The organism is Streptomyces sp. NPDC031064, assembly GCF_055570965.1.
Genome location: NZ_JBVIGF010000016.1, coordinates 1 through 21,435 on the forward strand (window position 1 = coordinate 1; position 21,435 = coordinate 21,435).

The following is a 21,435-nucleotide window of genomic DNA, read 5'->3' on the forward strand; positions in this document are numbered from 1 at the left end:
GGTACTGCAGGGGGGACCCTGTGGGAGAGTAGGACGCCGCCGAACAATTATTGTGGGAGAGCCCCGCACCTTATGGTGCGGGGCTTTTCTGCGTTTACGGGCAGGCGGCCAGCCCTTTCTCCCGGTCTGTCCGTCCTGGTATTCAGCCCAGTGTCAGAGGCGGCCCGCTGCCTTCAAGGCGAGATAGGCATCGGCAAGGGCCGGTGCGAGATTGTCGGGGGTCGCGTCCACGACCGTGACGCCGTGGCGCTGGAGCTGTTCCGCCGTCCGGCGGCGCTGGGCCTGGCTCTGTGTGCCGGCGGAGGCTTCGTAGACCGCTTCGACGCTGCCGCGTGCCTTCGTCATCGTTTCCGTGTGAGGGTCGGAGACAGAGGCCACGAGAACGGTGTGCCGCTTGGTGAGCTGCGGAAGGACCGGGAGGAGGCCTTCTTCAATGGGGGCGGCTTCCAGGCTGGTGAGAAGGACGATGAGCGAGCGGCGCGGGGCGTTGGTGAGAGCGGCAGAGCTGAGCCCGTGAGCGTCGGTTTCCACCAGCTCCGGTTCGAGCGGGGCCAGGGCGTTCACGACGGCCGGGAGGATGTCGTTGGCCGAGCGGCCCTGGACGCGGGCGCGGACGCGGCGGTCGTAGGCCAGGAGGTCGACTCGGTCACCGGCTCGTGAGGCGAGGGCGGTGAGGAGGAGCGCGGCGTCCATGGAAGCGTCCAGGCGCGGCACGTTGCCGACGCGGCCGGCCGAGGTGCGGCCGGTGTCGAGGACGATGAGGATGTGGCGGTCCCGTTCGGGGCGCCAGGTGCGTACGGCGACGGTGGTGTGGCGGGCCGTCGCGCGCCAGTCGATGGAGCGGGTGTCGTCGCCGGGGACGTATTCGCGGAGGCTGTCGAACTCGGTGCCTTGGCCTCGGATGAGGACGCTGGTGCGGCCGTCGAGCTCGCGGAGGCGGGCCAGCCGGGACGGAAGATGCTTGCGACTGGTGAAGGGGGGCAGGACGCGTACCGTCCAGGGGACTTTGTGGTGGCCCTGGCGGGCGGCGAGGCCGAGTGGTCCGTAGGAGCGGACCGTGACGCGTTCGGAGTGACGGTCGCCGCGGCGAGTGGGCCGGAGGATCGTCGTGAGGCGTCGGCGCTCGCCGGCGGGGACCGTCAGCGTGTGCCGGGATGCGGCCTGCTCGGTGCCGGGGAGCCAACTGCTGGGCGGCCAGGCGTCGCGGAGGTGGGCGCGCAGGCGGCGCCGGGACGGGTTGGTGACGGTGAGGTGGACTTCGGCTCTGTCACCGAGTCGAACGCGTGTGTCACCACTTCGGGTGAACTGGAGCGTTCGCACTGGCGCGGCGAGCGCGTAGTCGCACAGAATTGCGAGTGAGAGGGGCGCGTTGACCGCGAGCATCCCCGTCCAGCTTGGGGCGAGGATGCCGACGGGGAGCGAGCCGATGGCGGCGAGGAGCGCGGTTCGTCCGGTGAGGGCCACGGTCACTGCCTCATCGGGGAACGGGGACGTGGGCGAGGATCGCCGTGATGACGGAGTCGGGGGTGACTCCTTCCATCTCGGCCTCGGGGCGCAGTTGGATGCGGTGGCGCAGGGTGGGCAGGGCCAGGGCTTTCACGTCGTCCGGGATGACGTAGTCGCGGCCGGTGAGCCAGGCCCAGGCGCGGGCGGTGGAGAGCAGGGCGGTGGCGCCTCGCGGGGAGACGCCGAGAGTGAGCGAGGGGGATTCACGAGTGGCACGGCAGATATCGACGACGTAGCCGGCGATCTCGGGGGAGACGGAGGTCTTGGCGACGGCGGCCCGAGCGGCTTCCAGGTCTGCGGGACCGGCGACGGGGCGTACGCCGGCGGCATGCAGGTCGCGCGGGTTGAAGCCCTCGGCATGCCGGGTCAGCACGTTGATCTCGTCCTGGCGTGAGGGCAGAGGGACCGTCAGCTTCAGCAGGAAGCGGTCCAGTTGGGCTTCGGGCAGCGGATAGGTGCCCTCGTACTCGACCGGGTTCTGGGTGGCGGCGACCAGGAAGGGCTCGGGGAGCGGGCGGGGAGTGCCATCGACCGTGACCTGGCGCTCCTCCATCGCTTCCAGGAGCGATGACTGAGTTTTGGGTGGTGTGCGGTTGATTTCGTCGGCGAGCAGGAGGTTGGTGAAGACCGGGCCGGGCTGAAAGGAGAATTCGGCGGTCCGGGCGTCATAGACCAGGGAGCCCGTGACGTCGCTCGGCATCAGGTCCGGGGTGAACTGGACCCGCTTGGTGTCCAGTTCGAGAGATGCGGCGAGTGCGCGGACGAGCAGCGTCTTGGCGACACCGGGCACTCCCTCAAGGAGGACGTGGCCACGGCAGAGAAGGGCGACGACGAGTCCGGTGACAGCGGGGTCCTGCCCGACCACGGCCTTCGCGATCTCGGTGCGCAGCGCTTCCAGGGAGGAGCGGGCGCTGTCCGAGTTCTCAGGGGTCTCGGGGGTCGGGGCACTCATGAGGTGCGTACCTCTCTTTCGAGGGCGTCGAGTTGGTCTGCGAGAAGGATGAGCGCGGCGTCGTCGCTGGGGGCCGGGCCGAAGAGGAGGTTCTGGAGGTCTCTGTCCCCGGCGGCAAGCCGGGCCGATACGGCGGGGAGCAGGGCGTCGGGGGAGTGGGCTTCCGTGGCGGGGACGCCCAGGAGGGGAGCGAGTCGGGTGCGGGTCGCGGCACGCAGGACGGTGGCCGCGCGGTCGCGGGCGTTCGCGCGGTGGTAGAGGCGGGCGCGGCCCTCGGTGGATTCGGAGGCGCGGATGGTGACGGGGAGCTGTTCGGTGACGAGGGGGCCGAGGCGGCGGGCGCGCCAGACGGCGGCGAGCACGGCGGCGAGGGCGAGTTGGAGGGTGCCCCACAGCCAGCCGGAGGGGATCAGGTCGAGGAAGCCGCGTTCGCCGGCGTCTTCCTCGCGGCCGTCACTGTCACCGCTGCCACCGGCGGCAGAGGGATCGCTGAGCGAAGGGAGGTACCAGACGAGATGAGGCCGGGAGCCGAGGAGTTGGAGGGCGAGCGAGGCGTTGCCCTGCTTGTCCAGCCGTTCGTTGTAGAGGATGTCGGGGGCGCCGAGGAGGACCGTGTCGCTTGTTGCGGGGCCGTTGATCCGCAGAAGAGTGGGCATGCCGTCGCTGGGGTAGCAGGCGTCGCTGCCGGGGAGTCCGGTCGTGTAGCGCTCGCCGCCGAGGTCGGCGTCGCCCGCGCGCTCGGCGGCGGGCAGCGAGCACTGCGGGGACAGTACCGAGACCGGGGCGGAGGGGGCCGTGTTCACTCCGGGCGCCAGGGTGCCGACGGAGGGCGTGCCGGCGGAGATGAGGACCGTGCGGCCGCCTGCGGTGTCCATGTCGCTGCGCAGAACGCTCTGCTGGTGGTCCGTCAGCAGGTCGGGGGTGGTGACGAGGAGTGTGGTGTCGGGTGCGGTCGCGCTGGTGGCTTCGTCGAGGGTGGTGACGACACGGGTGGTGACACCGCGCTGTTTGAGGAGTTCGGCGATGGCGCGAGAGCCGGTGGGGTCGGCGGAGCGGGGGTCGAGTTGGCCGTGCTGGGCGTCCGAACGCAGGAGGGCCATGACGATGCCCGCGAGGATGAGGATGGCCAGGGCGAGCAGGAGCCCCCTGGTCCGTGCCCAGATCTGATGGGCGGTGAGGGACGTCGAGGTGGGCGAGGCGGCGGAGGTGGCGGTCATCCGGCCGCTCCTCGGGTGGCGTCGCTCAGTTGGGGCTTGGCCCGCTCCAGGGCGGTGTCCAGGTTCTTGAGGCGCTGGTACGTGCGCTGGTCGGCGGAGCGGCCGCCGTATGTGACGTCGTCGAAGGCGCGGGCGGCGGCCCGGAGTTCGTCCGCGTGGGCGGGCAGGGGACGGCCGGCATCGGCGGCGGCCTCGTCGGCGGTGCGGCCGGGGCGTGGATCGAGGATGGTGCGTTCTTCGAGGGAGCGCACGATGGCTCGCATCCGTTCCTGGACGGCCTGGTTCCAGCGGTCGGCGGCGGCGTGCTCTTCGGCGGCGGAGCGGTGTTCGGCGGCGCTGCGGGTGCGGTCGTCAAAGAGGGAGTCCGAGGTGGCGGGGGTGCGCTGCGGAGTGCCGAGCCGCCACCACAGGGCGCCGACGAGGGCCAGGACGACGAGGGCGATCGCCACGAGTCCGAGTGGGCCTCCGGGGGTGGCTCCCGACGCGGAGTCGAAGAGCCCGCCGACCCAGTCCCAGAATCTGTCGAGCGCGCGCTGGAGCAGGTTCGGGTCGTTCTCGTGGTACATGGGCTTGGACAGTTCCCGTTCCGCCGCCTCGCGGGCGGGGACGCGGGGGGTGTCCAGCGGTACGTCGTCGTTCGCGTGGACCATGGGCCACGCCGTCGTCAGGCCCCCCGTGATCGGCACCGCATCAGCTCCTGGGGGTGGTGTCGCCGGGCGAGGGGGAGCCGTATCCGGGTACGCCGGCGGCTCGGGCCAGGTCCAGGTCGAGGGCCTCCCGCCGGATGCGCTGGTCGATGTAGAGGAGGACGGAGACTCCCGAGGAGATCGGGTAGGTGATCGAGGCGGCGATGACCGCTCCCACGCCGGTGATGATCAGGAAGGGCCAGCCGAACTCCGGGGCCGTGCCGGTGAGCAGGCCGCCGAGGCCGTTTCCGTCGACCGCGAACGCGATCAGGGTGAACGGAATGGCGATGATCATCGAGATGAGGAACATCAGCAGCATGGTGAGCGCCAGGATGCCGAAGATCCGCCACCAGGTGCCCTGGACCAGCTTGGCCGAGCGCCGCAGGGACGCCATCACGCCCTGCCGTTCCAGCATCAGTGCCGCGTAGGAGAGGCTGAACCGGACCAGCAGCCAGAGGATGACGACGGCGGCGGCGATGCCGCCCACGGCGGCCAGCATCGCGCCTTCGGGGCCGCCGAGGAGCAGCCCGGGCAGCAGGCCGACGGTCATGATGGCGGCGCTCAGCAGCGGCAGCAGCAGGGTCAGGGCGAAGAGCTGGGGGAGCCGGGGGCGGGCCTCCCGCCAGGCGTCGGAGAGCGTCACCGGGCGGCCCAGCACGGCACGGCTGATCACCATGGTCAGCAGGGCGGTGGTGATGGAGGTGCCGATGAGGGTGATGAGCATCGTGGGGCCGAGGGAGATCAGGCTCGCCTTGAGCGACTCGACCGACTGGTCCAGGGTCTCCTGCGGGGTGGGGTCCGCGCTGAGCTTCGGGGGAGCCGGCACCAGGTAGCGCTGGAGGAGGATGTCGGCGATCTGCGTGATGACGGAGACCGTCAGCGTGATGCCGAGCACGGTGCGCCAGTGGGCGCGCAGGGTGGAGACCGCGCCGTCGAGGATCTCGCCGACGCCGAGCGGGCGCAGTGGGATCACGCCGGGCTTGGCGGCCGGTGGCCTGCCCCAGCCGCCCTGGTAGTGACCGCCCGGGTATGGGCCGCCGCCCCAGCCGGGGGCCGGCGCGTGGGGCGGCACAGGGCCGGGCCCGCCGGGCGCCGTGGGCGGGGACCACTGGGCGGCGGGGGGCTGGTCCTTGGACCACTTGGAGGTCGCGCCGGGCGCGTCGGAGGGCTCGGCCGGCTGTGGGACGTCGGCGCCCTGGCCGTCGGAGGGCGAGGATCCGGGCGAGGCCCAGCCCGGAGTGTCGTTCACGGTCGTCCACCTCGTGAATTCGTCGCGGTGCCGGCTCGTCGAGCCGGCTCGGTCACGGTGCCGGGCCGCTTCGTGGGGCGGCAGGTTGGCAGCCATGGTGCCACGCGCCGTCCGCGGGCGGGCCTGGGGTCGGATGTCCTCGGCACCTTCATTGTCGGTGGTTCAGCGGGCAGACTGGGCGGATGGCTGATCAGTACGCACAAACCCCTGGCGTCGCCGAACCGCCCACGCTGCCCTCACTGCGCTGGGAGGAGCCTCCTGAAGGGCCCGTGGTGGTGCTCCTCGACCAGACGCGGCTGCCCGCCGAGGAGGTCGAGCTGGTCTGCACGGATGTGCCGGCGCTGGTCCGGGCGATCCAGACACTCGCCGTGCGGGGCGCGCCGCTGCTCGGGATTGCCGGTGCCTACGGCGTGGCGCTGGCCGCCGTGCGGGGCTACGACGTGGAGGAGGCGGCCGCGTTGCTGGCGGGGGCGCGGCCCACCGCGGTGAACCTCGGGTACGGGGTGCGGCGGGCGGTCGGCGCGTACCGGGTGGCGCTCGAGAAGGGGGAGGACCGGGAGCGGGCCGCCGGGGCTGCGCTGGCGGAGGCCAGGGACCTGCACCGGGAGGACGCCGAGGCGAGTGCGCTGATGGCAGGGCACGGGCTGGCGCTGCTGGACGAGATGTTGCCGGGCGGCGGTCACCGGATCCTTACCCACTGCAACACCGGGGCGCTCGTCTCGGGCGGGGAGGGGACCGCGTTCGCCGTGGCGCTGGAGGCGCACCGGACGGGCAGGCTGCGGCGGCTGTGGGTGGACGAGACGCGGCCGCTGTTGCAGGGCGCGCGGCTGACGGCGTACGAGGCGGCCCGCAATGGCATGCCGTACACGCTGCTCACGGACAACGCGGCGGGCTCACTGTTCGCGGCGGGGGAGGTGGACGCGGTGCTGATCGGGGCGGACCGGATCGCCGCCGACGGTTCGGTGGCGAACAAGATCGGAAGCTATCCGCTGGCCGTGCTGGCCAGGTACCACCATGTGCCGTTCATCGTGGTGGCGCCCGTCACGACGATCGATCCGCACACGGCGGACGGGGCGTCCATAGAGGTGGAGCAGCGGGCCGGACAGGAGGTCACGGAGCTCACCGCGCCGCCGCAGGTGGCGGCCGGTGGAGCCGGTGCGGGAGCGGTCGGCGGGCTGCCGGTGGCGCCGCTGGGGACGCAGGCGTACAACCCCGCGTTCGATGTCACGCCGCCGGAACTGGTGACGGCGATCGTCACCGAACTGGGGGTGGTGTCCCCGGTCACCGGGGGCGGAATTGCCGAGCTGTGTGCCAGGTCACGCCAGGTAACGATTAGCTAATGGGATGATGTCGATTATGAAGGGACGCGTCCTTGTCGTCGACGACGACACCGCACTGGCCGAGATGCTCGGGATTGTGCTGCGTGGTGAGGGTTTCGAGCCGTCGTTCGTAGCGGACGGCGACAAGGCACTTGCCGCTTTCCGGGAGGCCAAGCCGGACCTGGTGCTGCTGGACCTCATGCTGCCCGGCAGGGACGGCATCGAGGTGTGCCGGCTGATCCGCGCCGAGTCCGGAGTGCCGATCGTGATGCTCACCGCCAAGAGCGACACTGTCGACGTGGTGGTCGGGCTGGAGTCCGGGGCCGACGACTACATCGTCAAGCCGTTCAAGCCGAAGGAGCTGGTCGCCCGGATCCGGGCGCGGCTGCGGAGGTCGGAGGAGCCCGCGCCGGAACAGCTCACCATCGGTGACCTGGTCATCGATGTGGCGGGCCACTCCGTGAAGCGGGACGGGCAGTCGATCGCGCTGACTCCGCTGGAGTTCGACCTGCTGGTGGCGCTTGCCCGTAAGCCGTGGCAGGTGTTCACCCGTGAGGTGCTGCTGGAGCAGGTGTGGGGTTACCGCCACGCCGCGGACACGCGGCTGGTGAACGTCCATGTGCAGCGGCTGCGCTCCAAGGTCGAGAAGGACCCCGAGCGGCCGGAGATCGTCGTGACCGTCCGTGGTGTCGGTTACAAGGCCGGACCGAGCTGACATGTCCCGCGGCAGTGCTGCTCCGAAGCCCGGGAACCCGGGAGTCCGTGCGGGGCGGGCTGCCGGGCCGGGGCGTCAGCCATGGCGGCCGGGCCGTCTGCTCCAGGACGGGGCGCCGGGTGGCCCGGTGCTTCGGCTCCTGGTGCGGCTGCTTCGCCGTCCGCTGTTGCCGGCCGTGCGGCTGTGGCGGCGGAACATCCAGTTGCGGGTGGTCGTCGGCACGCTGCTGATGTCGCTCGGGGTGGTGCTGCTGCTCGGGTTCGTGGTCATCGGGCAGATGCGCAACGGTCTGCTGGACGCCAAGGAGCGGGCGGCGCAGAGCCAGGCGTCGGGCGGGTTCTCGGCGGCCCAGACGCAGGCGGACGAGCACCAGGGCGCGGGTGGGCCGGACGGCGGGACCGCGGGGGCGTCGCTGAACTGGCGGTCCGATCTGGTCGTGCAGCTCGCGAGCGGCGGCCAGGGCGCGTTCAACGTGGTGGCTCTCAGCTCCGACACGGAGGGCACGGCGCCGAGCCGTGGTGCGCGGGCTTCGGGCGGTGTGGAGCCGGCGCGGAGCATTCCGGTGAAGCTGCGGGAGTCGGTGGCGCGCGAGCCGGGGACGTACCAGACGTACACCCGGATCAACTACTCGGACGGCAAGCCGTCGGAGGCCGGGCTGGTCATCGGCAAGCGTCTCAACGACATCGACGGCAATTCGTACGAGCTGTACTACCTCTTCCCGCTGACGCAGGAGGAGGACTCGCTCGCTCTGGTCAAGACGACGCTGGCGACGGCCGGGCTGTTCGTGGTGGTGCTGTTGGGTGCGATCGCGTGGCTGGTGGTGCGGCAGGTCGTGACGCCGGTACGGATGGCGGCCGGGATCGCCGAGCGGCTGTCGGCGGGCCGGTTGCAGGAGCGGATGAAGGTCACCGGCGAGGACGACATCGCCCGGCTCGGCGAGGCCTTCAACAAGATGGCGCAGAACCTCCAGCACAAGATCCAGCAACTGGAGGAGCTGTCGCGGATGCAGCGGCGGTTCGTCTCGGACGTCTCGCACGAGCTTCGTACGCCGCTGACCACGGTGCGGATGGCGGCCGATGTCATTCATGAGGCGCGGGAGGACTTCGACCCGGTGACGGCGCGCTCGGCGGAGCTGCTGGGCGACCAGTTGGACCGGTTCGAGTCGCTGCTGGCGGACCTGCTGGAGATCAGCCGCTTCGACGCGGGCGCGGCGGCGCTGGAGGCGGAGCCGATAGACCTGCGCGAAGTCGTCCGCAGGGTGATCGGCGGCGCGGAGCCGCTGGCCGAGCGCAAGGGCGGCCGGATCCTCGTGGTGGGCGACGAGCAGCCGGTGGTCGCGGAGGCCGACGCGCGCCGCGTCGAGCGGGTGCTGCGGAACCTCGTCGTCAACGCGGTGGAGCACGGTGAGGGCCGGGACGTGGTGGTGCGCATGGCCGCCGCGGGCGGTGCGGTCGCCGTCGCGGTGCGCGACTACGGCGTCGGGCTCAAGCCGGGCGAGGCGACGCGGGTGTTCAACCGCTTCTGGCGGGCGGACCCGGCACGCGCGCGTACCACCGGTGGTACGGGGCTGGGGCTGTCGATCGCGGTGGAGGACGCCCGGCTGCACGGTGGCTGGTTGCAGGCGTGGGGGGAGCCGGGAGGCGGTTCGCAGTTCCGGTTGACGCTGCCGCGTACGGCGGACGAGCCGCTGCGCGGTTCGCCGATACCCCTGGAGCCGGAGGACTCGCGGCGCAACCGGGAGCGGGCGGCCGCTGAGGAGGCGTCGCAAGGCACGGGCCGGCTGCCGACGGTGCCGGGGCAGGCTGCGGGATCGGCCCGTCCCGGGCTGCCCGGCCCGGCGCGTACGTCGCTGCCGCCCCGGCAGGCGGCGCAGGTGGCCGCCGACCCCACGGCCCTGCCCGGGAACGGGTCGCGAGTCGTGGCGCGTGGAGCCGGTGAGCGGGCGGGCGAGGACGCCTCGTCCACGGGGCAGGAAGCGAAGCGGGAGGGTACGACTCGTGGGCGCTGAGCGTCGTCGCGGCCGTGGACCGGCGGTGCGCGCAGTCGCGCTGCTCGGATGCGGTGTGCTGCTGGCCGGGTGCGGTTCGATGCCGGACAGCGGGGACGTCTCCCCGGTGAAGGCGTCCAACCCCGGGGACTCGCAGGTGCGGGTGTATCCGGTGTCGCCACGGGAGAACGCGGAGCCGGACGAGATCGTCAACGGGTTCCTGGAGGCGATGACCGGCGACGACCCGGGGTTCGCGACGGCCCGGACGTACCTGACCAAGAAGGCGGCGGGGGAGTGGAAGCCCGAGGAGAGCACCACGGTGCTCATGGCCGCCCCGGTCAGCAGGCGGGAGCGCAGCGGTATCCGTGAGACGCAGGAACGCCTCGTCTACTCCCTGCACGGCGAGCAGATCGCGACGGTGGACAGCCGCCACGCCTACCAGCCGGTGGGCCGGGCCAAGTACGCGGGGGCGATCCAACTGGTGCAGGCGCCCGGTCCGGACGGCAAGGGCAAGGAGTGGCGCATCGACGGCCTGCCTCCGGGGCTGTTGCTCGGAGAGTCGGACTTCCAGCGCAACTACCGTTCGGTGAACACGTACTACTTCGCCTCCGGCCGCCACTGGGTGGTGGCCGACCCGGTGTACATCCGGCAGCGGCAGGATCCTGTGACGCGGATGGACCCGGTGGCGCAGACGGTCAAGGCGCTGCTGGAGGGGCCGACGAACTGGCTGGACCCGGTGGTGGATTCCAGTTTCCCCACGGGGGTCGCGCTGAAGGACGGCGTCACGTCCCTGACGCCCGACGAACAGAACAAGCTGAAGGTGCCGCTCAATAAAAAGGCGGACAATATCGGGTACGGCACGTGCCGGCGGATGGCGGCTCAATTGCTGTTCACCGTGGGCGATTTGGCGTCCACCCGGGTGTCGCAGGTCGAGTTGCAGAGCGAGGACGGGCGCAGGCTTTGCCTGCTGGAGGAGAGCCAGAAGGAGAACTACCGGGCCGCTCCCTCCGGCGGCCTCCATGAGAACCCGTATTTCCTCGACGCGTCGGGGCGGCTGGCGAAGCTCGACGCCGGGGCGGAGAACGTGGGCAGCCCGTCGCCCGTGCAGGGGCCGTTCGGCAACGGGGCGGTGAAGGTCAGCAAGGTCGCCGTCGCCCGCGACGAGCGCCGGGCGGCCGCCGTCTCGGAGGAGGACCGTCACCTGCGGGTGGCCTCCGTGGTCTCGGACGCGGACGTGGAGCTTCCGCAGCCGCTGGTGCGGAGCAACGGTCCCAGGCGGGAGGACCGGCTGTCCGCGCCCAGCTTCGACGGCCGGGGCGGCCTGTGGGTCGCCGACCGCGACCCGGCGAACCCGCGGCTGCTGTACGTGCCGGACGACTCCGCGGAGCCCGTGCCGGTCACCGCTCCCTGGCTCGCCGACGGATGGCGGATCGAGGCGCTGCGGGTGTCCGAGGACGGGGTGCGCATGGCGCTGCTGCTGACCAAGGACGGCAAGACGACCCTGCATATCGGGCGGGTCGAGCGGCATGGCTCCGATGCGAAGCAGACCGTCCAGGTCGTGGACCTCCAGGCCATCGCCCCCCGGATGGAGTCGGTGACGTCGGTGTCGTGGGCGGGGCAGAGCCGGCTGGTGGTGCTGGGCAAGCTGGCGGGCGGGGTGCAGCAGGTGCGCTACATCCAGACGGACGGCTCCACCTCGGCGGCCGCGATTCCGGGGCTGAACCAGGTGAAGGTTGTCGCGGCGGCGAACGACGAGCGCTCCCCCCTGGTAGCGGCATCCGCCGATGACGGCATCGTGCGGCTGCGGGCGGGGGCGAACTGGCAGCCGATGGTTGAAAAGGGCACGTCCCCCGTCTACCCGGGCTGACGCGTCCCCGACCCCGGGAGCCGGCCTCGGGGCCGTGTGGGCCGGCCCGGGGCCGGGCGCGAGGGGCGTGGGTTTTCCACAGGGGTGGATGCCCGGCCGGGCGGCTGGGACCGTTAGGTATGCGCTGGTGGTGGCCGGAGATCGTCGGGTTGGTGCTGCCGCTCGCCTGCGGTGGGTGCGGGCGGCCCCGTACGGCGCTGTGCGACATGTGCGCCCGGGCGCTGTGCGGTACGGGTGGACGGCGGGTGAGGCCGGTGCCGGAGCCGGTGGGGCTGCCGGTGGTGTGTGCCGCGGCGCCGTACGCGGACGCGGTACGGGTGGTGCTGCTCGGGCACAAGGAGCGCGGGGCGCTGGGCTTGGCCCGGCCGCTGGGCGTCGCGCTGGCGGGGGCCGTGAGGGCCTCTGTGGCGGCTTCTGGGGACTCGGGCGGCGGGCCGTTGCTCCTCGTGCCGGTCCCTTCCGCGCGGCGCGCGGTGCGGGCGCGTGGCCATGACGCGGCGCGGCGGCTGGCGCTGGCGGCGGCGGCCGAGCTGCGGCGTACGGGACGGGCCGCGCGTGTGCTGCCGGTGCTGCGGCAGCGGCGGGCGGTGGCGGACCAGACCGGTCTGGGCGCGCGGCAGCGGCTGGCGAACCTGGCGGGCGCCCTGGAGGTGACGGCCGGCGGGGGACGGTTGCTCGGGGCCGGCCGGCCCGTCCTGGTCGACGATCTCATGACCACCGGGGCTTCGCTCGTCGAGGCGGCACGGGCACTGCGTGCCGGTGCGGAGCCGCAATTCCCGGGATTCGTACAGGTGAGCGCCGCGGTTGTCGCCGCCCCGGCGATGTCGTTCGAAATAAACCGGAACTGACGGGGAACTTGCAACGTTGCAGCTACTGAGAGGGCAAAAACACCTGATCGGAGGTTCGTGCGGATAGCGGGTGCCGACATCCGTCCGAGCGAGCTATGTTCGGGTGTGAGGAATGGCGAAAGCCGCGCTTCACCGAATGCACTGCCGTGCTTCCGGCCAGTTTCCGGGGACGGTCAGGACATCCAAGGTGGTGGGGTGGGGATCTTGCCGACGGGGGAGGAGGAGGTCGAGTCGCCAAGTCCGAGGCTCCGGTACTCACCGGGGTCTGGTGCAAAAGGGAGATGCTCGCCGGCCGGTGGGCCGGCAGGAGCGATCCGGGAACGGAGTTCTGCGTGGACATCGTCGTCAAAGGCCGCAAGACCGAGGTGCCCGAGCGGTTCCGCAAGCACGTGGCCGAGAAGCTGAAGCTGGAGAAGATCCAGAAGCTCGACGCCAAGGTGATCAGCCTCGACGTCGAGGTGTCCAAGGAACACAACCCGCGGCAGGCGGACCGGTCCGACCGCGTGGAAATCACCCTCCACTCCCGGGGGCCGGTGATCCGGGCGGAGGCGGCGGCAGGCGACCCCTACGCAGCCCTTGACCTCGCGACGGGAAAGCTCGAGGCGCGGCTGCGCAAGCAGCACGACAAGCGCCACACCCGCCGTGGCAACGGCCGTCTCTCGGCCGCGGAGGTCGCCGACGCGGTTCCGGGCGTCGCCCGCCTGAACGGGAACGGCGCCGTGGCGGTGGAGGAGCGCGAGTCCGTTCCCACGAAGCGGATGGGCTCGCTGGAAGTGCGGGGCGAAGGACCTCTGGTGGTCCGCGAGAAGACCCACACGGCCGCCCCGATGTCGCTCGACCAGGCTCTCTACGAGATGGAGCTCGTCGGGCACGACTTCTACCTGTTCGTCGACTCCGAGACCAAGCAGCCCAGCGTCGTCTACCGACGACACGCCTATGACTACGGCGTCATCCACCTGGAGAGCGACCCGCTGGCCGGCTCCGAGGCAGGCGGTGCGGGTGGCGCCCTCGGTGGCTGACGGCGCCTGAAGCACCCGGTGGTGCCCCTGGAGCGCCGTGTGCGCCCCCAGGGGCACCACCGTGCGACCACAGGATCACCGCTTCGCCGTCCGGGCATGAAATCATGGCGGGGCACGCCAACCGATGCCCCCGGGGCCGAGGTTGGCGTACCGCACATGAACGTCAGGCAGGCCTGCAGGGGGAGGAACGATGGCGGACAGCTTCGGCCCGGTGCACCACCCGGGCGGCTCCGACGCCCCGGTGGGCGGAGCGGGGTGCGGGAGCGGCGCCGGCGGCGACACGGACGGCGGCGCGCCCCGCAAGGAGCCCATCAGGGTCCTGGTCGTGGACGACCACGCCCTCTTCCGCCGAGGTCTGGAGATCGTCCTCGCGCAGGAGGAGGACATCCAGGTGGTGGGCGAGGCGGGCGACGGCGCGGAAGCCGTCGACAAGGCCGCCGACCTGCTGCCGGACATCGTGCTGATGGACGTCCGCATGCCCAAGCGGGGCGGTATCGAGGCCTGCACCTCCATCAAGGAGGTCGCCCCCAGCGCCAAGATCATCATGCTGACGATCAGTGACGAGGAGGCCGACCTCTACGACGCGATCAAGGCGGGCGCGACCGGTTACCTGCTCAAGGAGATCTCCACCGACGAGGTCGCCACCGCCATCCGCGCGGTCGCGGACGGCCAGTCGCAGATCAGCCCGTCCATGGCGTCCAAGCTGCTCACCGAGTTCAAGTCGATGATCCAGCGCACCGACGAGCGCCGGCTCGTCCCGGCGCCCCGGCTGACCGACCGCGAGCTGGAGGTCCTGAAGCTGGTCGCCACGGGCATGAACAACCGGGACATCGCCAAGGAGTTGTTCATCTCGGAGAACACCGTGAAGAACCACGTGCGCAACATCCTGGAGAAGCTCCAGTTGCACTCCAGGATGGAAGCGGTGGTCTACGCGATGCGCGAGAAGATCCTCGAGATCAGGTGAGCCGGGCCAGGGCCGAGACCAGCTCGGGGGCGAGCTCCGGGCGGTCGACGCGCTCGATCCGTACGGCGTCGCAGCCGACCCACTCGGCGGCCTCCCGCAGCGCCTCGGCCATCGGGGCCACGGCCTTGGGGGAGGCCAGCGACACCTGCCTGGCCACCAGGGTCGTCCCCTCGCGGGCGGGGTCCACCCGGCCCACCAGTCGCCCGCCCGCCAGCAGCGGCATCGCGAAGTAGCCGTGTATCCGCTTCTGCTTGGGGACGTACGCCTCCAGGCGGTGCGTGAAGCCGAAGATCCGTTCCGTGCGCGCCCGCTCCCAGATCAGTGAGTCGAACGGCGACAGCAGGGTCGTACGGTGGCGGCCGCGCGGCACGCTCGCCAGCGCCTCCGGGTCCGCCCAGGCGGGCTTGTCCCAGCCCTGCACCCGCACCGGCACCAGCCCCGAGTCGGCGACCACCGCGTCGAACTGCTCGCCCTTGAGCCGGTGGTAGTCGGCGATGTCCGCGCGCGTGCCCACGCCCAGCGCCTGCCCGGCCAGCCGCACCAGCCGGCGCAGACACTCGGTGTCGTCCAGCTCGTCGTGCAGCAGGCCGTCGGGGACGGCGCGCTCGGCCAGGTCGTACACCCGCTTCCAGCCGCGCCGCTCGGTGCACACCACCTCCCCGTACATCAGGGCCCGCTCGACGGCGACCTTCGACGCGGACCAGTCCCACCACTCGCCGCCGTTCTTCGCGCCGCCCAGCTCCGTGGCGGTCAGCGGGCCCTCGGCGCGCAACTGCTTGATCACCGTGTCGTAGGCGCCGTCCGGGAGGTCGTGGTGCCACTGCGGGCGCTCGCGGTAGGCGCGGCGGCGGAAGGCGAAGTGCGGCCACTCCTCGATGGGCAGGATGCACGCCGCGTGCGACCAGTACTCGAAGGCGTGGGGCGGTGTCGGAGACGCGCCAATGGACGCAGTGGTCCAGTACGCCGCGTCGACGGTCTTGCGGCCGACCGCGCCGAGCCGTGCGTACGGAATCAGCTCGTGGGAGCGGGCCAGCACCGAGATCGTGTCGAGCTGGACGGCGCCCAGCCGGCGCAGCACGCCGCGCACCCCGGCGCGGCGGTCCGGCGCCCCCAGGAAGCCCTGGGCGCGCAGCACGATACGACGGGCCTCGTCGGCGGAGAGTTCGGCGGTCGGGCTCGGCAGCGTGGTCATGCCCGGCACGATAGAGGGCGGCACTGACAGTCAGGCCGTCGGCCGGGACGGGGCGGGCAGGTAGGGCACGGTGCTCGGCAGGCCGAGGTCCGAGGGGAGGAGCGAGCCGACCCACGCATCGCGGGCGGTGCCCTTGTTCAGCAGGCCCGCGCGCTGGGTGCCCTCGATCGTGAAGCCGGCCCTTTCGGCGACGGTGCGCGATCCCGTGTTGCCGACCTCGGCGCGCCACACCAGGCGCATGCACCTCGTCGTCGTGAGGGTCCACCGGGCCAGGGACGCGACGGCCTCCGTGGCGTAGCCGTTGCCGCGGTGCTCCTTGGCCGTCCAGAAGCCGATCTCCCACACGCCCGAGTGCCCGCGCACACCTGCGGCGCCCACGAGCGTGCCGCCCTCACGGGTCAGGACCGCGAAATCGAGGTCATAGCCGGTGCGCCAGCCGTCGGGCGCGGTCCTGAGGAAGTCCTCGGCGTGATGCCTCTCGTACGGGGAGGGGAGGGTCGTCCAGCGCTGGATGTCCGGGTCCTGGCAGGCGGTGTACACGGCGTCCGCGTCCTCGGCGGCGAACGGACGCAGCAGCAGGCGGTCGGTGGTGAGGGTGACGGTCTCCATGACGGGATTGTCGTGGGGCGCCGGCGGACGGGCGAACACTTTTCGGGTTCAGCGGCACCTTCCGAGCGCCCCGCGCGTTCTCCTTGCGGGCGGCATGTCGGCGCGGCGGTCGGCCCAGGTGGGCGCGGACCTCCCGGCGTGGTGGCGTCCTCGCTTACGATGGCCGTTGCGGTGGGGCCCACCTGCCGTGCCCGTGCCAGTGTCCATGACAAGACCCAGTGCCAGGCCCGACCGGCAAGGAGACCAGCCTCAGTGTCCGTCTTCAACAAGCTCATGCGTGCAGGCGAAGGCAAGATCCTGCGCAAACTGCACCGCATCGCGGACCAGGTCAACTCCATCGAAGAGGACTTCGTCAACCTCTCCGACGCCGAGTTGCGGGCGCTCACCGAGGAGTACAAGCAGCGGTACGCCGACGGTGAGAGCCTCGACGACCTGATGCCCGAGGCCTTCGCGACGGTCCGCGAGGCCGCCAAGCGCGTGCTCGGCCAGCGCCACTACGACGTCCAGCTCATGGGCGGCGCCGCGCTGCACCTCGGTTACGTGGCCGAGATGAAGACCGGTGAGGGCAAGACCCTCGTCGGCACGCTGCCGGCGTACCTGAACGCGCTGTCCGGCAAGGGCGTGCACCTGATCACGGTCAACGACTACCTGGCCGAGCGCGACTCCGAGATGATGGGCCGGGTCCACAAGTTCCTCGGCCTGTCGGTCGGCTGCATCCTCGCGAACATGTCGCCGTCGCAGCGCCGCGAGATGTACAACTGCGACATCACGTACGGAACGAACAACGAGTTCGGTTTCGACTACCTCCGCGACAACATGGCGTGGTCCAAGGACGAGCTCGTCCAGCGCGGCCACAACTTCGCCTGTGTCGACGAGGTCGACTCGATCCTGGTCGACGAGGCCCGTACGCCGCTGATCATCTCGGGTCCGGCCGACCAGGCCACCAAGTGGTACGGCGACTTCGCCAAGCTGGTCACCCGCCTCAAGAGGGGCGAGCCCGGGAACCCCCTCAAGGGCATCGAGGAGACCGGTGACTACGAGGTCGACGAGAAGAAGCGCACCGTCGGCATCCACGAGTCCGGCGTCGCCAAGGTCGAGGACTGGCTGGGCATCGACAACCTCTACGAGTCGGTGAACACCCCGCTCGTCGGGTACCTGAACAACGCCATCAAGGCCAAGGAACTGTTCAAGAAGGACAAGGACTACGTCGTCATCGACGGCGAAGTCATGATCGTCGACGAGCACACCGGCCGTATCCTCGCCGGTCGCCGCTACAACGAGGGCATGCACCAGGCGATCGAGGCGAAGGAAGGGGTGGACATCAAGGACGAGAACCAGACCCTCGCCACGATCACCCTCCAGAACTTCTTCCGCCTCTACGACAAGCTGTCCGGCATGACCGGTACGGCCATGACCGAGGCCGCCGAGTTCCACCAGATCTACAAGCTGGGCGTCGTCCCGATCCCGACGAACAAGCCGATGATCCGCAAGGACCAGTCGGACCTGATCTACCGCACCGAGGTCGCCAAGTTCGCCGCGGTCGTCGACGACATCGAGGAGAAGCACAAGAAGGGCCAGCCGATCCTCGTCGGTACGACGTCGGTCGAGAAGTCCGAGTACCTGTCGCAGCAGCTCTCCAAGCGCGGCATCCCGCACGAGGTGCTCAACGCCAAGCAGCACGACCGAGAGGCGCAGATCGTCGCCCAGGCCGGCCGCAAGGGCGCCGTCACCGTGGCCACCAACATGGCCGGCCGCGGTACCGACATCAAGCTCGGCGGCAACCCCGACGACCTCGCCGAGGCAGAGCTGCGCCAGCGCGGGCTCGACCCGGTCGAGCACGTGGAGGAGTGGGCCGCGGCCCTGCCGGCCGCGCTGGAGAAGGCCGAGCTCGCCGTCAAGGCCGAGTTCGAGGAGGTCAAGGCGCTCGGCGGGCTGTACGTGCTGGGCACCGAGCGGCACGAGTCGCGGCGTATCGACAACCAGCTCCGTGGTCGTTCCGGCCGTCAGGGCGACCCCGGCGAGTCCCGCTTCTACCTGTCGCTCGGCGACGACCTGATGCGGCTGTTCAAGGCGCAGATGGTCGAGCGCGTGATGTCGATGGCCAACGTTCCCGACGACGTACCGATCGAGAACAAGATGGTCACGCGCGCGATCGCGTCCGCGCAGTCGCAGGTCGAGCAGCAGAACTTCGAGACGCGCAAGAACGTCCTGAAGTACGACGAGGTGCTCAACCGGCAGCGTGAGGTCATCTACGGCGAGCGCCGCCGTGTCCTGGAGGGCGAGGACCTGCACGAGCAGATCCGCCACTTCATGGACGACACCATCGACGCGTACATCGAGGCGGAGACCGTCGAGGGCTTCGCGGAGGAGTGGGACCTGGAGCGGCTGTGGGGCGCCTTCAAGCAGCTCTACCCGTGCAAGGTCACCATCGAGGAGCTGGAGGAGGCGGCCGGCGACCGGGCCGGCATCACCGCCGAGTTCATCGCGGAGTCCATCAAGGAGGACATCCACGAGCAGTACGACGCGCGGGAGAAGCAGCTCGGCTCGGAGATCATGCGTGAGCTGGAGCGGCGCGTGGTGCTCTCGGTGCTGGACCGCAAGTGGCGCGAGCACCTCTACGAGATGGACTACCTCCAGGAGGGCATCGGCCTTCGCGCGATGGCGCAGAAGGACCCGCTGGTCGAGTACCAGCGCGAGGGCTTCGACATGTTCACCGCGATGATGGAGGGCATCAAGGAGGAGTCCGTCGGCTACCTGTTCAACCTGGAGGTCCAGGTCGAGCAGCAGGTCGAGGAGGTCCCGGTGCAGGACGCCGCCGCGAAGACGTCCCTGGCCAAGGAGGACGCCGTACCGGCGCAGGCGGGTGCCGGGCGCCCCGAGATCCGCGCCAAGGGCCTGGAGGCCCCGAAGCGGCCGGACCGGCTGCACTTCTCCGCGCCGAAGGTCGACGGCGAGGGCGACATCATCGAGGGCGACTTCGAGAACGGCGAGGGCGCGGCCCGGTCCGCGGCGGACGGCATGACGCGTGCGGAGCGGCGCAAGGCCCAGAAGGGCGGGCGTCGCCGTAAGAAGTAGCCCTCCGGTACAAGGGCTGTTCTCGGGGCCGGGTGCGTGACGGGTGTCGCGTGCCCGGCCCCGTTGCCGTGCCGTCAGTGGCGCTCGCCGCCGAGTTCGACGGCGGCACAGCGCCACTTGCGGTCGGTGCCCTGTTCCAGGCGGAACGCCATCGCCCGGACCTGCTCGCCCGCCGCGATGCTCGCGTACGCCTCGACCACGCCCGGGCGCAGCGGGAAGCCGCCGCAGCGGCGGATGACCGGCCGTGCGCCGCGCGCCCGGAGGGGTGTGGTGGGCGCGAGCCTGATCAACTGGTCGTACGCCTCGCCGACGGTCTGGCCGAGCATCCAGTGGACGGGGCGCTCACCGCTGAGGACGGCGAGCAGCCGTTCGGCGAAGAGGATGTGGGGCGGGAGCGGCCGGCGGCCGGGAGTGGTGGTGCGGGTCCCGGGGCCACCGACGGCCGGGCGGGGTGAGCCGGGGCGGACCGTGCCGGGGCCGCGCTGGTTCCGGCGGCGGGCCGGGCCGGACGTCGTCCTGGTTGCGGTGGTGCTCATGATCGCCCCCGTCCGTGGGGCCCGGTTCTCTACCGGGCGGTAACTTTGCGGTGGTGATCTTTTACGGGGGCGGGAAGGGCTGCCGCAATCGGCGCGGAAGCGGCCGTCGAAGTCGCGGGCGGATCACCTATCCGGGTGGCGACGGGCGCTCCGGCGTGCGGGGTCGCGCAAGGCGACGGGGTGCCGGGTGGACGGAGCGGCCCGGTGGTCGCCGGGCCCGAAGGGGGACTCCGCACGTATCCTGAGGGCGTCTCCCGACTACGAAAGCGGCCTGCCATGCGCGTCTACGTCCCCCTGACCCTTCCCGGTCTCGCACAGGCGCACAAGGCGGGCGAGTTGGGGCCCGGCCCCCTGACCGCGTACGCGGTGACGCCCGGGCTGCGCGAGTGGTACGTCTCCGACGACATCGAGGAGCTGGAGTACGCCGCGCTGAGCCGGGCCGCCGCAGCGTCCTTGCGGATGCTGGCCGCCGATCCGTCCGCGGCGCGGCGGAGGGTCGTCGTGGCCGTCGACGTACCCGACGGGGCGGCGACCGCCGACCCCGACGGTGCGCTCGATCCGTCGTCGGTGGGCGAGGTGCGGATCGCGCGGGCGGTGCCACTGGCCAAGGCGGCGGCGGTGCACGCGGACGCCGACGACGCGGAGGCCGACGTGGCGGCCGCGGCGGAGGCGCTGGGCGCGGCGGATCACGGGGACGACGACGCGCAGTTCGTGGTGGACGGGGCGGAGGACCATGAGCTGCTGTGGTTCGGGGTGCAGGAGATTCCCGGGTTGATCGGCTGAGCGGTGGGCTACGGCCGGTGAGGGCCGGTTGTCAGAGCGGGCCGGTACCTTTTGGGCATGGGGAAGCGCGACACGCACCTGGTGTGGGACTGGAACGGCACGCTGCTCGATGACATCGACGCGGTCATCGGGGCGACGAACGCCGCGTTCGAGGAGATAGGCCTGGAGCCGATCACCCTCGCGCGGTACCGCGAGCTGTACTGCGTGCCCGTTCCGCTGTTCTACGAGCGGCTCATGGGCCGTATGCCGACGGAGGCGGAGTGGCTCGTGATGGACGAGGCGTTCCACCGGCACTACTGGGTGCGGGCCGAGGTGTGCGGGCTCGCGGACGGCGCGGCCGAGCTGCTGGCGGCGCGGCAGGCGGCGGGCCTCACGCAGTCGTTGCTGTCGCTGGCGCCGCACGAGCTGCTGGTGCCGATCGTGCGCCGGCACGGCATCGAGGAGCGGTTCGTCCGGGTGGACGGGCGGATAGGCGACTCGACCGCGGGCAAGGCGGAGCACATGGTGCGGCACCTGGTGGCGCTGGAGGGCGTGGCGCCCGAGCGGATCGTCGTGATCGGGGACGCGGCGGACGACGCGGTGGCGGCGGCGCACGTGGGCGCGCGGGCGGTGCTGTACACGGGCGGTTCGCACAGCCGGGCCAGCCTGGAGGCGGCGGGGGTGCCGGTCGTGGACACGCTGGAAGAGGCGGTGGCGGTGGCGGAGGAGCTGGTGGCGTAGCCCTTGCGGGCCGCCAGCCCCGGGCGGGGTGCGGGGCGGTGCGTTGGCGGGGCGGTGGGGGTTCGCCCGCGGTGGGGTCCGTGCTGGCCGTGTGGGGGAGCCGGTGTGGGTCTTCTCGTTGGCGGGTGCGGGGCGGTGGGGGTGCGTAGTACGGGCCGGTGAGGGCTGGGCCCCACCCGCAGGGCTCGTGC

The 21,435-nt window shown here is 71.4% G+C and carries 18 protein-coding genes; 10 read left to right on the forward strand and 8 right to left on the reverse strand.

Annotated features, from left to right (window positions below):
* Positions 1–153 precede the first annotated feature (153 nt).
* The 5 genes from ACZ46W_RS35100 to ACZ46W_RS35120 are packed head-to-tail and all read right to left on the reverse strand — an operon-like array spanning position 154 to position 5,610.
* The gene (locus ACZ46W_RS35100; RefSeq protein WP_468346469.1) at positions 154–1,464 is read right to left on the reverse strand and encodes a DUF58 domain-containing protein; all 1,311 of its coding nucleotides are present in this window, start codon (positions 1,462–1,464) and stop codon (positions 154–156) included.
* Positions 1,465–1,474: 10 nt separating this feature from the next.
* On the reverse strand, positions 1,475–2,458 hold the full coding sequence (locus tag ACZ46W_RS35105; protein WP_468346436.1) for an AAA family ATPase: 984 nt from the start codon (positions 2,456–2,458) through the stop codon (positions 1,475–1,477).
* Positions 2,455–3,675: a DUF4350 domain-containing protein gene (locus tag ACZ46W_RS35110; protein ID WP_468346438.1), complete on the reverse strand. Its 1,221-nt coding sequence runs from the start codon at positions 3,673–3,675 to the stop codon at positions 2,455–2,457. Before ACZ46W_RS35110 ends, ACZ46W_RS35105 begins: the two co-directional genes overlap by 4 nt.
* The gene (locus ACZ46W_RS35115; protein ID WP_468346471.1) at positions 3,672–4,325 is read right to left on the reverse strand and encodes a DUF4129 domain-containing protein; all 654 of its coding nucleotides are present in this window, start codon (positions 4,323–4,325) and stop codon (positions 3,672–3,674) included. The genes ACZ46W_RS35110 and ACZ46W_RS35115 overlap by 4 nt, the downstream gene beginning before the upstream one ends.
* Before the next feature lie 40 nt (positions 4,326–4,365).
* Positions 4,366–5,610, reverse strand: a complete 1,245-nt coding sequence (locus tag ACZ46W_RS35120) for a DUF7847 domain-containing protein (RefSeq protein WP_468346440.1) — start codon at positions 5,608–5,610, stop codon at positions 4,366–4,368.
* A gap of 182 nt (positions 5,611–5,792) precedes the next feature.
* Here ACZ46W_RS35120 and mtnA point away from each other — a divergent pair, with 182 nt between their 5' ends.
* From mtnA to ACZ46W_RS35155, 7 genes are all read left to right on the forward strand, one after another.
* Positions 5,793–6,950, forward strand: a complete 1,158-nt coding sequence (mtnA, locus tag ACZ46W_RS35125) for an S-methyl-5-thioribose-1-phosphate isomerase (RefSeq protein ID WP_468346442.1) — start codon at positions 5,793–5,795, stop codon at positions 6,948–6,950.
* Between the two features lie 4 nt (positions 6,951–6,954).
* Positions 6,955–7,644, forward strand: coding sequence for a two-component system response regulator MtrA (gene mtrA, locus ACZ46W_RS35130; protein ID WP_187740742.1), 690 nt, complete (start codon positions 6,955–6,957; stop codon positions 7,642–7,644).
* Position 7,645: 1 nt separating this feature from the next.
* On the forward strand, positions 7,646–9,652 hold the full coding sequence (gene mtrB / locus ACZ46W_RS35135; RefSeq protein WP_468346445.1) for an MtrAB system histidine kinase MtrB: 2,007 nt from the start codon (positions 7,646–7,648) through the stop codon (positions 9,650–9,652).
* A complete protein-coding gene (locus ACZ46W_RS35140) occupies positions 9,642–11,498 on the forward strand; it encodes an LpqB family beta-propeller domain-containing protein (protein WP_468346447.1) in 1,857 nt (618 codons plus the stop codon). Before mtrB ends, ACZ46W_RS35140 begins: the two co-directional genes overlap by 11 nt.
* Before the next feature lie 119 nt (positions 11,499–11,617).
* A complete protein-coding gene (locus ACZ46W_RS35145; protein ID WP_468346449.1) occupies positions 11,618–12,346 on the forward strand; it encodes a ComF family protein in 729 nt (242 codons plus the stop codon).
* 332 nt (positions 12,347–12,678) lie between these two features.
* Positions 12,679–13,365: a ribosome hibernation-promoting factor, HPF/YfiA family gene (gene hpf / locus ACZ46W_RS35150; RefSeq protein WP_126887861.1), complete on the forward strand. Its 687-nt coding sequence runs from the start codon at positions 12,679–12,681 to the stop codon at positions 13,363–13,365.
* A 190-nt stretch (positions 13,366–13,555) separates the two neighbouring features.
* Entirely contained in the window at positions 13,556–14,329 is a 774-nt protein-coding gene (locus ACZ46W_RS35155) for a response regulator (protein ID WP_468346452.1), read from the forward strand.
* Here the strand turns inward: ACZ46W_RS35155 and ACZ46W_RS35160 are convergent.
* Together ACZ46W_RS35160 and ACZ46W_RS35165 are read right to left on the reverse strand one after the other, a co-directional pair.
* The gene (locus ACZ46W_RS35160) at positions 14,322–15,521 is read right to left on the reverse strand and encodes a winged helix-turn-helix domain-containing protein (protein WP_468346454.1); all 1,200 of its coding nucleotides are present in this window, start codon (positions 15,519–15,521) and stop codon (positions 14,322–14,324) included. The two genes, ACZ46W_RS35155 and ACZ46W_RS35160, sit on opposite strands and share 8 nt — an antisense overlap.
* Positions 15,522–15,551: 30 nt before the next feature.
* The gene (locus ACZ46W_RS35165) at positions 15,552–16,130 is read right to left on the reverse strand and encodes a GNAT family N-acetyltransferase (protein WP_468346456.1); all 579 of its coding nucleotides are present in this window, start codon (positions 16,128–16,130) and stop codon (positions 15,552–15,554) included.
* Between the two features lie 252 nt (positions 16,131–16,382).
* Between ACZ46W_RS35165 and secA the strand changes: the two genes are divergently transcribed.
* Complete coding sequence (gene secA / locus ACZ46W_RS35170; protein ID WP_468346458.1) at positions 16,383–19,205, forward strand: preprotein translocase subunit SecA; 2,823 nt, start codon at positions 16,383–16,385, stop codon at positions 19,203–19,205.
* 74 nt (positions 19,206–19,279) lie between these two features.
* On the opposite strand, the gene ACZ46W_RS35175 is transcribed toward secA, so the two are convergent.
* Complete coding sequence (locus ACZ46W_RS35175; protein ID WP_468346460.1) at positions 19,280–19,741, reverse strand: Rv3235 family protein; 462 nt, start codon at positions 19,739–19,741, stop codon at positions 19,280–19,282.
* Positions 19,742–20,017: 276 nt separating this feature from the next.
* Between ACZ46W_RS35175 and ACZ46W_RS35180 the strand changes: the two genes are divergently transcribed.
* Positions 20,018–20,524, forward strand: coding sequence for a DUF6912 family protein (locus ACZ46W_RS35180; RefSeq protein ID WP_366131260.1), 507 nt, complete (start codon positions 20,018–20,020; stop codon positions 20,522–20,524).
* 57 nt (positions 20,525–20,581) lie between these two features.
* Positions 20,582–21,244: an HAD family hydrolase gene (locus tag ACZ46W_RS35185; RefSeq protein WP_468346463.1), complete on the forward strand. Its 663-nt coding sequence runs from the start codon at positions 20,582–20,584 to the stop codon at positions 21,242–21,244.
* Positions 21,245–21,435 lie beyond the last annotated feature (191 nt).

Bases quoted from the DNA above. Each gene is read 5' to 3' on its own strand.
- ACZ46W_RS35105 (WP_468346436.1), bottom strand. From the start codon at position 2,458: ATGAGTGCCCCGACCCCCGAGACCCCTGAGAACTCGGACAGCGCCCGC.
- ACZ46W_RS35110 (WP_468346438.1), bottom strand. From the start codon at position 3,675: ATGACCGCCACCTCCGCCGCCTCGCCCACCTCGACGTCCCTCACCGCC.
- ACZ46W_RS35115 (WP_468346471.1), bottom strand. From the start codon at position 4,325: ATGGTCCACGCGAACGACGACGTACCGCTGGACACCCCCCGCGTCCCC.
- mtnA (WP_468346442.1), top strand. From the start codon at position 5,793: ATGGCTGATCAGTACGCACAAACCCCTGGCGTCGCCGAACCGCCCACG.
- mtrA (WP_187740742.1), top strand. From the start codon at position 6,955: ATGATGTCGATTATGAAGGGACGCGTCCTTGTCGTCGACGACGACACC.
- mtrB (WP_468346445.1), top strand. From the start codon at position 7,646: ATGTCCCGCGGCAGTGCTGCTCCGAAGCCCGGGAACCCGGGAGTCCGT.
- ACZ46W_RS35145 (WP_468346449.1), top strand. From the start codon at position 11,618: ATGCGCTGGTGGTGGCCGGAGATCGTCGGGTTGGTGCTGCCGCTCGCC.
- ACZ46W_RS35155 (WP_468346452.1), top strand. From the start codon at position 13,556: ATGGCGGACAGCTTCGGCCCGGTGCACCACCCGGGCGGCTCCGACGCC.
- ACZ46W_RS35160 (WP_468346454.1), bottom strand. From the start codon at position 15,521: ATGACCACGCTGCCGAGCCCGACCGCCGAACTCTCCGCCGACGAGGCC.
- ACZ46W_RS35165 (WP_468346456.1), bottom strand. From the start codon at position 16,130: ATGGAGACCGTCACCCTCACCACCGACCGCCTGCTGCTGCGTCCGTTC.
- ACZ46W_RS35175 (WP_468346460.1), bottom strand. From the start codon at position 19,741: ATGAGCACCACCGCAACCAGGACGACGTCCGGCCCGGCCCGCCGCCGG.
- ACZ46W_RS35180 (WP_366131260.1), top strand. From the start codon at position 20,018: ATGCGCGTCTACGTCCCCCTGACCCTTCCCGGTCTCGCACAGGCGCAC.
- ACZ46W_RS35185 (WP_468346463.1), top strand. From the start codon at position 20,582: ATGGGGAAGCGCGACACGCACCTGGTGTGGGACTGGAACGGCACGCTG.